Source organism: Microvirga rosea, from assembly GCF_020595095.1.
GTDB lineage: Bacteria > Pseudomonadota > Alphaproteobacteria > Rhizobiales > Beijerinckiaceae > Microvirga > Microvirga rosea.
This window is the reverse complement of the sequence record NZ_JAJDOP010000001.1, coordinates 594522-607433: the sequence shown is the minus strand read 5'-3', so window position 1 is coordinate 607433 and position 12912 is coordinate 594522. Positions and strand designations below refer to the sequence as shown.

Annotated in this window: 8 protein-coding genes; 5 read left to right on the top strand and 3 right to left on the bottom strand. The window is 65.8% G+C overall.

All coding sequences use genetic code 11. From position 1 onward, the window contains the following. Positions 1-2 precede the first annotated feature (2 nt). The 5 genes from tsaE (at position 3) to trxA (ending at position 9462) form a co-directional block, all read left to right on the top strand. Entirely contained in the window at positions 3-1598 is a 1596-nt protein-coding gene (gene tsaE / locus LJD17_RS02900; protein ID WP_227382578.1) for a tRNA (adenosine(37)-N6)-threonylcarbamoyltransferase complex ATPase subunit type 1 TsaE, read from the top strand. Between the two features lie 8 nt (positions 1599-1606). Further along, positions 1607-2341, top strand: coding sequence for a nucleotidyltransferase family protein (locus LJD17_RS02895; protein WP_227382576.1), 735 nt, complete (start codon positions 1607-1609; stop codon positions 2339-2341). Between the two features lie 9 nt (positions 2342-2350). Further along, positions 2351-5596: a double-strand break repair protein AddB gene (gene addB, locus LJD17_RS02890; protein WP_227382574.1), complete on the top strand. Its 3246-nt coding sequence runs from the start codon at positions 2351-2353 to the stop codon at positions 5594-5596. Then, a complete protein-coding gene (addA, locus tag LJD17_RS02885) occupies positions 5593-9030 on the top strand; it encodes a double-strand break repair helicase AddA (RefSeq protein WP_227382572.1) in 3438 nt (1145 codons plus the stop codon). Before addB ends, addA begins: the two co-directional genes overlap by 4 nt. 111 nt (positions 9031-9141) lie before the next feature. Next, on the top strand, positions 9142-9462 hold the full coding sequence (gene trxA / locus LJD17_RS02880) for a thioredoxin (protein WP_224313971.1): 321 nt from the start codon (positions 9142-9144) through the stop codon (positions 9460-9462). A 216-nt stretch (positions 9463-9678) separates the two neighbouring features. Here the strand turns inward: trxA and LJD17_RS02875 are convergent, their stop codons facing one another. The 3 genes from LJD17_RS02875 to trpA form a co-directional block, all read right to left on the bottom strand. Next, entirely contained in the window at positions 9679-11004 is a 1326-nt protein-coding gene (locus LJD17_RS02875; RefSeq protein ID WP_227382570.1) for a bifunctional folylpolyglutamate synthase/dihydrofolate synthase, read from the bottom strand. Positions 11005-11020: 16 nt separating this feature from the next. Further along, entirely contained in the window at positions 11021-11881 is an 861-nt protein-coding gene (gene accD / locus LJD17_RS02870) for an acetyl-CoA carboxylase, carboxyltransferase subunit beta (RefSeq protein ID WP_227382568.1), read from the bottom strand. Positions 11882-11987: 106 nt separating this feature from the next. Further along, complete coding sequence (gene trpA, locus LJD17_RS02865) at positions 11988-12827, bottom strand: tryptophan synthase subunit alpha (protein ID WP_227382566.1); 840 nt, start codon at positions 12825-12827, stop codon at positions 11988-11990. Between the last annotated feature and the right edge of the window lie 85 nt (positions 12828-12912).

Genomic DNA, 12912 nt, shown 5'->3' with positions numbered 1-12912 from the left:
CGATGGCGAAGGGATTGGCTTTCATGACCGCGCAAGACGAATGGCACGATCCATCCTGGATCCTGGCCCTGCCCGACCAGGAAGCGACGGAGCGCCTCGCCCGTGTGCTGATCGATGAATTGCGCCCTGGCGACCTCGTCACGCTTTCGGGCGGCCTCGGCGCCGGCAAGACCACCCTTGCGCGCGCGCTGGTGCGTGGGCTGGCTGGGGATCCGGAGCTCGAGGTTCCAAGCCCCACCTTCACCCTCGTTCAATCCTACGAGGGAGCGCACCATCCGGTCGTTCACGCGGACTTCTACCGTCTGTCGGGAGGTCACGAACTCGATGAGCTCGGGTGGGGCGAGCTGACGGAGAATGCCATTTCCCTCGTGGAATGGCCGGAGCGCGCCGATGACGCGCTCAAGGCGGAGCGCCTCGATCTTCACCTTGATTTCGCACCGGGCGGCGCGGGCGCGGGCCGGATCGCCATCATCACCGGAACGGGCGGCTTCAGTGCCCGCCTCCGGCGGTTGAGGGCGTTCTATGCCCTTGTGGAGCGAAGTGGCTGGACCGATGCGATCCGGGTTCCGATGCCCGGCGACGCGTCCGTCATCCGCTCCTATGAGCGGCTGGTCAGGCCCAACGGCGAAACCGCCCTTCTGATGATCTCACCGCCCCGGCCGGTGGGCCCTCCGGTTCGGCGCGGCAAACCCTATACGACCATCGCGAAACTGGCGGAAACCGTTCATGCCTTCGTGGCGATGGACAAGGGCTTGCGCAATCTCGGACTGAGTGCGCCCGAAATCTACGGGGAGGATCTGGATACCGGTCTTCTGATTCTCGAGGATCTCGGCAGCGAACCCGTCGTCACCGCCGACGGCCCCATTCCGGAACGCTATGCGGAAGCCGTGCGCGTGCTGGCCCGCCTGCACAGCCTCGCCCTTCCAGAAGTCCTGCCGGTGGCGGGGGAGCAGGAATATGCTCTTCCATCCTATGATCTCGAAGCCATGCTCATCGAGGTGGAACTTCTGCCCGACTGGTATGTGCCGCACATCATCGGCAGCCTGTTGTCCGGTTCCGCCCGTGCCGAGTTCGTGAATCTGTGGACCGACACCCTGGCGGAAATTCTGTCGGGTCCGACGACCTGGACGCTTCGCGACTATCATTCGCCCAACCTGATCTGGATGCCGGAGCGCGAAGGTCTGCAACGGGTCGGCATCATCGATTTCCAGGACGCGGTCTTGGGCTCGCCCGCCTATGACGTCGCGTCTCTTCTTCAGGATGCGCGGACCACGGTGACGCCGGATCTCGAACTGAAGCTGATCGGGCTTTACGCCCGTGAACGCAAGGCCAGCGATCCGCACTTCGACGTGGCGGCCTTCGCCCGCGCCTATGCGATCATGGGCGCGCAGCGGGCCACGAAAATCCTCGGGATCTTCGCCCGTCTCGACCGGCGCGACGGCAAACCCCATTACCTCAGGCACTTGCCACGGATCGAGACCTATCTCGCCCGCAATCTTGCCCATCCCGCCCTGACGCGGCTGCGTGCCTGGTACGAGGCATACCTGCCCCGTCTCATTCCGCATCCTCCCGCGGACGACATTTCCTCCGGTTCCTGAGTCCCTCCTTGTCCGACGCTTCCCGCACCGCTCCCACCACCGCCATCGTTCTCGCCGCCGGACTGGGAAAGCGCATGCTCCCGATCACGGCGACGATGCCCAAGCCCCTCGTCAAAGTCGGTGGACGGACGTTGATCGATTTTGCCCTCGACCGGCTGCACGAAGCGGGAATCGCCACCGTCGTGGTGAATGTTCATCACTTCGCCGACATGCTCGAAGCGCACTTACGCACACGCAAAGTGCCGCACATCGTCATTTCAGACGAACGGGACGCGGTGCTGGAAACCGGCGGTGGCGTGAGGAAGGCGCTCCCGCTTCTCGGCTCCGGGCCTTTCATCACATTCAACTCCGATTCCATCTGGATCGAAGGATCACGGCCGAATCTGTTGCGCCTCATGGAGGCCTGGAACCCGGAAAAGATGGACGTGCTGATGCTCGTCGCGCCGTTATCCACAAGCATTGGGTATGAGGGTCTTGGCGATTTCAGCATGGATTCCGCGGGTCGGCTGGAGCGGCGCAAAGGCAGCGAAACCGTGCCTTTCGTCTACGCGGGCGTTGCGATCATGAGGCCGGAGCTCGTCGTCGACACACCGGATGGGCCCTTTTCGGCGAACTTTTTCTATGACCGCGCCATTGCGCGGGACCGTCTCTACGGCTTGCGCCTCGATGGGCAATGGCTGCATGTTGGTGAGCCTCAGGCCATTGCTGAGGCGGAAGAGTGCCTTGCCGCCAGCAAGCGGTGAGGTCTCATCATGTCGCGTACGATCCGAAACCGAGGATCCGCACCACCACAGGGCGATGATCTTTTTTCGGACCAAAGCGCCCGAGCGCCCGATCCATCCCGACACGTTTTCTCGATCCCGACCGGGTGCCCGTTTCTTCCGACCCTGGTCGACGCGCTGATCGACGGCCGGCTCGTGGGGCCGCTTTCCGACGACCCTTCGGCCCTTTCGGATGTCACGATCTATGTCCCGACACGACGTGCCACCCGGGCTCTCGTCGCTCTTCTCGCCGAACGTGGTGGCGGACGCGCGCAGCTGCTGCCGCGCATCGTGCCCCTCGGCGAGGCGGACGAAGCGGAATTCGAGATGACCGGCCTCGAGGGCACACCGCTTGCGGAAGTCGCATCCTTAAAGCCGCCCATTCCTCCGCTGGAGCGACGCCTCATTCTGACCCGCCTGATCCAGCGCTGGTCGGCGCAGGTGGATCGCACCCTTCTGCAGCTCGGGCCCGACGTGCCCTTCCTCGTTCCGGGCTCTCCGGCCGATGCAATCAGTCTCGCGGGCGATCTTGAGAGCCTGATGGACGCCTTCACGACCGAAAGCATCGATTGGCACGCTCTCGAAGGCGCGGTCGATGCGGATTATTCCGAGTATTTCCGGATCACGCGCAACTTCGTCCAGATCGTCAGCGAGAACTGGCCGCGCATCCTGGGCGAGCGTCAGGCCAGCGATCCGGCGGCGCGGCGCGGCGCCCTGATCGCAGCAGAAGCCAGACGCCTCCTGCGGGATCGCCCCAACGTTCCCATGATCGTTGCCGGTTCCACGGGATCGATTCCCGCGACCGCCACCTTGATCGCCGCCATTGCAAGTCTGCCGAGGGGCGCCGTCGTTCTGCCGGGGCTGGATACGGACCTCGACGAGGAGAGCTGGGCATCCATCGGAGACATTGCCGACAGCGAGACGGATCCGGTTCACAGCCATCCGCAGGCGGCCCTGCGCCGCCTGGTCGATACGTACCTGCGCACGCCGCGCTCGCATATCACCATTCTCGGACGCGCTCCCGAGCCCGCACAGGCGCGCAACCGTCTTCTGTCCGAAGCACTGCGGCCCGCCGCCACCACGGATCGATGGTCGCACATTCCGACAGGCGAGCGACTTGCGCTTGCGGAGGCAGGATGCGCGGATCTCACGGTGATCGAGGCCGCAGACGAGCGGGAAGAAGCCTTCGCCATCGCTGTCGCCCTACGCGAAACGCTGGTCGAGCCCGGACGCACGGCCGCCCTCGTGACACCGGACCGCGCGCTCGCAACCCGCGTTGCGGCGGAACTGGCGCGATGGGGGATCGCCATTGAAGATTCGGCGGGACTTGCACTTTCCGATACACCGGCAGGCCGCTTGGCCCGCCTCGCGGCGGATGCTGCGGCGGACGACGTCAAGCCGCTGCCCCTTCTGGCACTGCTTGCGCATCCGCTGGTGCGCCTCGGATGGACCCGTGACACCGTCGATCGTGCTGCGAGCGTTCTTGAAATCGGCGTGCTGCGCGGCCCCGCCCCGGCACCAGGATTCCAGGGAATGCGCGCGGCTCTGGCGCAGAACCGGGCGGATGCAGGCCACCGCACGCCAAGACCGCGCAAGCGGCTGACGGCGGAAGAATGGGATCTGGCGGACGAACTTCTCCAGCGCCTGGAGATCGCCTTCGGAGATTTCATACCGGCCCGGCGCGGTGAGGATATCCTCGACCTGATCGGCCTGACGGAGGACCATCGCCGGACTATCGCGGCGCTGGCGGACCGCCCGCCGGAAGAAGCGGAGCGGGACGACCGCGAGCCATCCATGGAGGCCCTGGAGGCGCTTTTCGACGATCTGCAATATTCCGAGATCCGCAAGGAAGAGGATCAGCCCCTGCAAGGGCGCTTCGCCGATTATCCGGCCTTCTTCACGGCTCTCGCCAAACAGCAGACCCTCAGTCCGTCGCCCCGGGCCACCCATCGGCGCCTCAAGATCTTCGGTCTTCTCGAGGCACGGCTTCTGTCGGTCGACCGTGTGGTTCTCGGCGGTCTCGACGAAGGCACGTGGCCGCCCCGCACGGTCACCGACTCGTTTCTCAACCGACCGATGCGCGCCCGGATCGGTCTTGCGCCGCCTGAGCGGCGCATCGGTCAGACGGCCCATGACTTCGTGCAGGCGCTCGGAACGCGCGACGCCATCATCACCCGTGCGCAAAAGCGCGACGGCTCTCCCATGGTGCCCTCCCGGTTTCTGCAGCGGCTGAAGGCATTCACCGGGAGGGAAGCCTGGGAGCGGATGGTGCGGACCGGCGAGCGCTACCGGCGTCTCGCTCACAGCCTCGATACGCCCGCACCCGCAGTGCCTCTCGCGCGTCCGCGCCCGATGCCGGATCCGGCTCTTTTCCCGCGTACATTGAGCGTTACGGAGGTCGAGATCCTCCTGCGCGATCCTTATTCGATCTTCGCCCGCCACATCCTCAAGCTGGATGCTCTCGACGCCGTTGCCGTGGCGCCCACCGCGGCCGATCGGGGAACGATCATCCACGAGGTTCTCGGCACATTCGCCAAGGATTATCCGCGCGCGCTTCCTGAACTGGCCTTGGAGGATCTGCTCGGCCGGGGCGCGGATGCCTTCGCGGGCATCGAAGAGGCGTTTCCGGAACTCTATGCCGAATGGTGGCCGCGCTTCACGCGGCTCGCCACCGCGTTCGTGGATTGGGAAAGAACCCGGCGCCCGGGCCTTATGGAAATCTATCCCGAACGCTCGGGTGCGCTGGCGATACCGCTTCCCGACGGGGCAATCTTCACCCTGCGCGCCCGCGCCGACCGGATCGAGCACCGCCGCGACGGCGGGTTCACCATCATCGATTTCAAAACCGGCCAGCCGCCGGGCGTGCGCGAGGTTTATGCGGGCTTCTCGCCTCAGCTGACTCTCGAGGCGATGATGCTGATGCGCGGTGCCTTCAAGGGCCTGCCGATCGCGAAAGACACGCCCGATCTCGTTTACATCCACACCACGGGTGGGCGGGAGCCGCTCAAGGAGCGGGAGATCAAGCCGGGACGGGATGAAACGCGCACCAATGCCGAGATCGTCGAGGAACACCGCCGTCGCTTCGAAGGCATGATTGCCCGCTATGCCAAAGGCGAGACGCCTTACGTTTCGCGCCCGTTCCCGAAATATGCGCGGCGGTTTTCGGAATACGATCATCTCGCCCGTGTGAAGGAATGGTCCCTTGCCAGCAATGGCGGCGGGGAGGGCTTCGAATGAGCCTCGACCTCGTCATTCCCGAATACACGAAGGACGCACAACGCCGCGCCGCCGATCCGCGCGCCTCTGCCTGGGTGTCGGCCAATGCCGGCGCGGGAAAGACGAAGGTTCTGACCGATCGTGTCGTGCGCCTTCTGCTCGCGGGCTCGCCGCCGGGACGGATCCTCTGCCTGACCTTCACGAAAGCCGCCGCCGCCAACATGGCGATCCGGGTGTTCGAGCGCCTCGGCAAGTGGGTGACGCTTGATGACGAGAGTTTGATCGCGGAGCTGACGGAGCTCGAAGGACATCGCCCGAACCGGGAGCAGTTGCGCCTCGCCCGCACCCTGTTCGCACGCGCCGTCGAAACGCCGGGCGGCCTCAAGATCGACACCATCCACGCCTTCTGCGAACGGATTCTTCATCTCGCGCCCTTCGAGGCCAACGTGCCGGCGCGCTTTGCGGTGCTCGACGAAAGCCAGACGGATGAGATGCTGGCGCAGGAAACCGCCAATGTGCTGGCCGATGCTGCGAGCGGTGATTATCCGGAATTGAACGAAGCCCTTGCGGTCATCAGCACGGAAGCGGCGGGCGAAGCGTTGTCGGATGCGCTCAATTCAGCCCTGCGCTGCAAGGCCTTCTGGCAGGATCCCGGCGGCCTCGCGGGAGGCCTTGCCCGGGTTCGCACGGCGCTTGGTCTCAAGCCCGATGAAACCGCTGCCGTCATCGAGCATCACATGCTGGAGGATGGGCTGTCGCCGGCGGGATGGCCTGGCATCATTCAAGAGCTTCTGCGCGGAAAGGCGACCGATCAGGAGCGCGCCGCCTCCTTCATCGCCGCATCGGAAGCGCAGGATTCCGCAGATCGTCTCCGTCATTATCTGGCGGTTTTCCTCAAGGAATCCGACAACACCCCGCGCGCGGAATCGCGTCTCGTCACGAAATCCGTCGACCCCGCCCTGAAGGAGCGGCTGCTTGACGAGCAGGCGCGGATCTGGCGTCTCATGGACAAGCGCAAGGCGGCCCGCGCCCTGGAGCGCACGACGGCGCTCTTTACCCTCGCGGCTGAAATCGGTGCGCGCGTGGAGCGGGCGAAAGCCCGCTATGGCGCTCTCGATTTCCAGGATCTGATCGACAAGACCCTGACGCTCTTGTCCCGTCACGACGCCGGCTGGATCCTCTACAAGCTCGATCGCGGCATCGACCACGTGCTGGTCGACGAGGCGCAGGACACCAACCCGGAGCAGTGGGAGATTCTGCGCAAGATCACCGAGGATTTCACGGCGGGCCAAGGCGCGCGCGGGAAGCACATTCGCACCCTCTTTGCGGTCGGCGATCCGAAGCAGTCGATTTATGGCTTCCAGGGGGCCGCCCCGCAGGAATTCGAGGAAAGCCGGCAGGCCTGGGCCCGCAAGGTCGCGGCCGCCGAACTGGCGTTCGAGGATGTCCGCCTCACCGTCTCGTTCCGCTCGACCCGCGCGGTCCTCTCGGCGGTCGATGCTACCTTCTCGGTCGCGGAAAACTTCAAGGGGTTGTCCTTCGAAGACAAGGCGATCGGCACCGTGCATGAAACCGCCCGTCCCCATGCGCCGGGCCAGGTGGAGCTCTGGCCGACGGAAACCCCGGCGGACGAAGAAGAACCGGAAGCCTGGGTCCTGCCGCTCGATGCGCAGGAACAGCAGGCTCCCCCCGTCATGGTCGCCCGCCGGATCGCAAAGGCCGTGCAGACCTGGACCATGAAGGGCGACGAACGCGGCCGCCGCTGGAAGGCCGGCGACATCCTGGTGCTCGTGCGCAAGCGCGGAGCGGCGTTCGAGGCCGTGATCCGCGCCCTCAAGGAGGCGGGCGTACCGGTTGCGGGCGCCGACCGGCTCAATATCGGTGAGCATATCGCCGTCCTCGATCTTGTGGCCGCCGGGCGCGCGGCCCTGCTGCCCGAGGACGATCTGACCTTGGCGACGGCCCTCAAGTCACCTCTCGTCGGGCTCACGGACGACGACCTGATCCGCATTGCGGCGAGACGGGCGGATGACGAGTCTCTCGTAACGGCACTGGGCCGTCACGCGCAGGAGGGCGACAAGGCGGCCCTGCGCGGCCTCGATGCGCTCGGGGCATGGCGAGGCCTCGCCCGGGTTCATGGGCCGTTCGGTTTCTTTGCCACGCTTCTCGGCCCCATGGGGGGGCGCGCCAAGCTGGTCTCTCGTCTCGGCAGCGAGGCGGGAGACGCCATCGATGCCTTCCTGTGCTTCGCCCACCAGTCGGAACAGAGCGAGACCCCTTCCCTCACCGTGTTCCTGAACCGGTTCGAATCCGCCTCCCACACGATCAAGCGCGATCTCGATTCGACCAACAACGAAGTGCGGGTGATGACGGTGCACGGCGCCAAGGGCCTGGAAGCGCCGCTGGTGATCCTGATCGACGGCTGCGACGTGCTCGGCCGCGATCCACCCCTGCTGCAGCTCCCCGTAGGCGGCAAGTCCGTGCCTGTCTGGGCGCCTGCGAAAAATTCCGATTGCGCGGCGACGGAGGCAGCGCGGGAAGCTCTTCATGCCAAGGGTCTGGAGGAGCACAATCGTCTTCTCTACGTGGCCATGACCCGGGCCAAGGACCGCCTGGTGATCGCTCCCTTCCTGACCGGCCATAAGAACTCGCCGCAGGAAGCCTGGTGCGAGATGGTGCGCCGGGGATGGCTTGCGGCCAATCACGGCAAGGAACTCCCCGCCTCCCCATTCGAGCCCCTGGTTCTCTGGCAGGACAGCGCGGCGGGCTTGGCGGCCGATCTCGACGATGCTGACCGGCTTGCTCCCGAAGACGTTCCCCCATGGCTGGGCCAGGAAGCGCCCCCGGAGCCCGAGCCCCTGCCGCCGATCAGGCCGTCCAGCGCCCTTGGGGCGGCGGATCGGATGACCCGGCCCGGGGATGGTCCCTATGCGCCGGACGCGCGGCTGCGCGGCACTCTGATCCATACGCTTCTGGAGCGCCTTCCGGCCCTGCCGCGAGACCACAGGGAGGCGATGGCCCGCGCCTATGTGAAGGCGCGTGCGCCGCGCCTTCCGGAAGAGCTGCGCGAGGCCATCGTTGCCCATGCCCTGGGCGTGCTGGACCACGAGGCGATCAGCCCCCTGTTCGGCCCCGGCTCCCGGGCGGAGGCGCCGATCGCGGGGCGGATCGAGGGGCCGGACGGGCCCGTGATGGTGTCGGGCCAGATCGACCGCCTGGCCGTGCTCGACACACAGGTCCTGGTGGCCGATTTCAAAACCACGGCGCGCCCGCCACGGCCGGGCCAGGCGCCGCCGCAATCCTATGTGGCCCAGCTCGCCCTCTACCGGCGGCTGCTGCAGGAGATCTATCCCGACAAGACCGTCCGAGCCTTTCTGGTCTGGACCGCGGGGCCGGTCATCCACGAGATGTTGGAGGCCGACATGAACCAAGTACTAACCATAGTGGCCGCATGACCTGTGACCGGCGCGATGCCGTTGCTTGATTCCGTCCTGGGCCGTTCCTACCTTGATGGAATCGTCGAGCGGCTCGCAGCTGAGTCGCGCTGAAATGACAAAGGTGATGGTATGGCGACCGTGAAGGTAACCGACGCGAGCTTCTCGCAGGACGTCCTGAATTCCTCCGAGCCCGTCGTGGTCGACTTCTGGGCGGAATGGTGCGGCCCCTGCCGCATGATCGGCCCGGCTCTTGAGGAAATCTCCAACGAGATGGCCGGCAAGGTGAAGATCGCGAAGCTGAACGTCGACGAGAATCCGCAGATTTCATCTCAGCTCGGCATCCGGTCGATCCCGGCCCTGATGATGTTCAAGGACGGCAAGGTCGTGGCCCAGAAGATCGGCGCCGCCCCGAAGGGCGACCTCGCCAAGTGGATCCAGGCCTCGGCCTGATCATCCCGTCTCACCGGAATGTGAAAAGGGGCCTTGAAGGGCCCCTTTTTCGCAGCTCTCGTCATTCCAGGGCCGCGCAGCGGCGCCCGGAACCCAGAGCCGCTGAGGATCCCGGAAAAGACGCAACGGTTGCCGTAGTGCCTTATCTCGAACCGTGAGCGGATATGGGTTCCGGGCTCTCGCTCTGCTCGCCCCGGAATGACGAGAGGGGCGCTGTTATTCCGGCAGTGTTCCGTTGGCCGCCAGGACTTCGCCGGCGAGGTAGAGCGAGCCGCAGATCAAGATCCGGGGCGGGCGGTCCCAGACATAATCGTGCAAGGAGGCCAGGGCCGCCTCGACGCTGGCTTTCGTGGAAACCGTCAGGCCGACGCTTTCGGCGATGCTTGCGACTTCTTCCGCCGGGCGGGCGGCGATCTGGCCCGGGATCGGCACGGCGATTACCTCACGGGCAAGGCCCACGAAATTCCGGAAGAAGGCTCCCGAATCCTTCGTTCCGAGCATGCCGGTGATGAGGACCAGCGGCACATCGGAGCTTTCGCTTCGGTCCGCCATGGCGGCGGCGAGGACCCGGCCACCGTCGGCATTATGGCCTCCATCGAGCCAAAGCTCACAGCCCTCCGGGGCGATCTCCGGCAGGCGGCCCTTGGAAAGGCGCTGGAGCCGCCCGGGCCATTCCGCCCGGGCGAGCCCGGCCTCGAAAGCCGAGGTCTCGAACCGGTCGAAGCCCGCCGCGCGCAGGGCCGCGATGGCCGTTCCGGCATTGATGTACTGATGGCGCCCGACGAGTTTGGGACGCGGCAGATCGAGAAGGCCCTTCTCGTCCTGATAGACGAGCCGCCCTCCCTCCTCATGAACGGAGAAATCCTGCGAGCCGACAAGGACCGGTGAAGCGCCGACCCGCTCGGCCTCGTCGCGCAACGTGTCGTCAGCAGCAACATAATCCTGCGCGGCGATCACGGCGGGACAGCCGCGCTTGAAGATGCCGGCCTTTTCCCGAGCGATGCCTTCGAGGGTCGTGCCGAGATATTCCGCATGGTCATGACCAATGGAGGTGACCACGGCGGCCGCAGGCGCGTCGATGACGTTGGTGGCATCAAAGCGACCGCCAAGGCCGACTTCCAGGAGCAGCACATCCGCCGGCTCTTCGGAAAACAGCAGAAGTGCCGCCGCTGTCGTGATCTCGAAGACGGTGATCGGCGCACCCGCGTTGACCTTCTCGCAGCGACGCAGGGCCTCGACCAAGCGGTCTTCCTCCACATAGCGCCCGCCACCGAGCCGGCCGAGGCGGATACGCTCGTGGAAGCGCACCAGATGAGGCGAGGTATAAACATGAACCGCGAGCCCGGCGCTTTCCAGGATCGCCCGCATGAACGCGATGGTCGAGCCCTTGCCGTTGGTGCCTGCCACGTGGATCACGGGGGGCAGGCGCCGCTCGGGGTGGCCGAGCTGGGCCAGCAGCTTCTGGATGCGCCCGAGCGACAAATCGATGGTCTTCGGGTGCAGGGCGAGAAAGCGCGCGATCAGCGCATCGGAGGAATCCATCCCTGCGTTTTCCCGATCAGGCCGCCTGGGCCGGCGTCTTGGTCAGAATGCGTGACAGCCGCGCAATGGTGGGCTTCAGCTCATGCCGGTGCACGACCATGTCCACCATGCCGTGGTCCTTGAGATATTCCGCGCGCTGGAAGCCGTCGGGAAGCTTTTCGCGAATGGTCTGCTCGATGACCCGGGGGCCGGCAAAGCCAATGAGCGCGCCAGGCTCCGCCAGATGGACGTCGCCGAGCATCGCATAAGACGCCGTCACGCCGCCCGTGGTCGGGTTCGTGAGCACGACCACATAGGGCAGCCGCGCATCGCGCAGACGCCGGACCGCCACGGTGGTGCGGGGCATCTGCATGAGGGACAGGATACCCTCCTGCATACGGGCCCCGCCCGAACCCGCGAAAAGAACGTAAGGCGTCTTCTTTTCAAGTGCCGTCTCGGCACCCTTCACGAAGGCCTCGCCGGCCGCCATGCCGAGGGAGCCGCCCATGAAGCCGAAATCCTGCACCGCGATGGTCATCGGCACATCCTCGACCCGGCCGAAGCCCACCTTGAACGCATCCTGCTGCCCGGTCTTGGCCCGGGCGTCCTTCAGGCGGTCCACATAGCGCTTCTCGTCGCGGAATTTCAGCGGATCGACGGCCACTTCGGGCAGCGCCACATCGAGCCAGGTTCCACCGTCGAACATGAGGCCCAGGCGCTGGGTGGCGGAAATCCGCATGTGGTGGTTGGAGCCGGGGATGACCCACTGGTTCGCCTCCACGTCCTTGTGGAACACCACCTGCCCCGTATCCGGGCACTTGATCCAGAGGTTGTCCGGCGTCTCGCGCTTGAAGAGCGTCTTGATCTTCGGACGGACGACTTCGGAAATCCAGTTCATGACTTCAAACCCTTTCGCCGTGCCCGGATCAGCTCCGGGCGTCCACGCCTTCCGGCGTGGCAGGACGTGAATGGCCGCGCGTTAAGCCCGACCCGACGTCCGAATGTTATGCCGCCGCGCGCTTTGCCACCGAACGCACGCCCTCGCTCAATTCCTTCACCAATGTGGTGACGGCCTCGACCGTACGCGAGGTGGCGCGTTCTTCCGCATCGAGGGTGCCCTTCAGGGCGTCGATCAGCGCCGAGCCGACGACCACCCCGTCAGCTCCCTGCGCGACCGCCGCCGCGTGGGCGCCGCTCTTCACCCCGAACCCGACGACCACGGGCAGGGGCGTGTGGCGCTTGATGCGCTCCACCGCCGTGGCGACCTTGCCGAAATCGGGGGTCGCCGCGCCGGTGATGCCGGTGATCGATACGTAATAAACGAACCCCGCCGTGTTGGCGAGCACCGCCGGCAAGCGGCGGTCATCGGTCGTGGGGGTTGCGAGGCGGATGAAGGCCAGTCCGGCCTTGAGAGCCGGGAGGCAAAGCTCGTCGTCCTCCTCGGGAGGCAGATCGACCACGATCAGCCCGTCGATGCCCGCGTCCTTGGCATCCGCCAGGAACCGGTCGACCCCATAGGTGTAGATCGGGTTGAAGTAGCCCATGAGGATCACGGGCGTTTCCGCATCGTCAGCGCGAAAACGGCGGATCAGCTCCAGGGTCTTCACGGTGTTCTGGCCGACCTTCAGGGCGCGCAGGCCCGCCGCCTGGATCGCCGGGCCGTCGGCCATGGGATCGGTGAAGGGAAGGCCGAACTCGACGATATCGGCGCCGGCTTTCGGCAGGCTCTTGAGGATCTGGAGCGAGGTCTCGGGATCCGGATCACCCGCCATGACGTAGGTGACGAGGGCGGCGCGGCCCTCGCTGCGGCACTTCTCGAAACGGGCTTCGATGCGTTTGGTCATGGGCGTGTCTTATCACATTCTTTGGACGGGCCAATTCCCGGCCGCGCCGACAGTCATTTCGGGGTCCTGATGCTTCGGCCTTTGA

What these genes read in the sequence shown, in the direction of transcription:
- tsaE (WP_227382578.1), top strand. Translation starts at nt 3, where the DNA reads ATGGCGAAGGGATTGGCTTTCATGACCGCGCAAGACGAATGGCACGAT.
- addB (WP_227382574.1), top strand. Translation starts at nt 2,351, where the DNA reads ATGTCGCGTACGATCCGAAACCGAGGATCCGCACCACCACAGGGCGAT.
- addA (WP_227382572.1), top strand. Translation starts at nt 5,593, where the DNA reads ATGAGCCTCGACCTCGTCATTCCCGAATACACGAAGGACGCACAACGC.
- trxA (WP_224313971.1), top strand. Translation starts at nt 9,142, where the DNA reads ATGGCGACCGTGAAGGTAACCGACGCGAGCTTCTCGCAGGACGTCCTG.
- LJD17_RS02875 (WP_227382570.1), bottom strand. Translation starts at nt 11,004, where the DNA reads ATGGATTCCTCCGATGCGCTGATCGCGCGCTTTCTCGCCCTGCACCCG.
- accD (WP_227382568.1), bottom strand. Translation starts at nt 11,881, where the DNA reads ATGAACTGGATTTCCGAAGTCGTCCGTCCGAAGATCAAGACGCTCTTC.
- trpA (WP_227382566.1), bottom strand. Translation starts at nt 12,827, where the DNA reads ATGACCAAACGCATCGAAGCCCGTTTCGAGAAGTGCCGCAGCGAGGGC.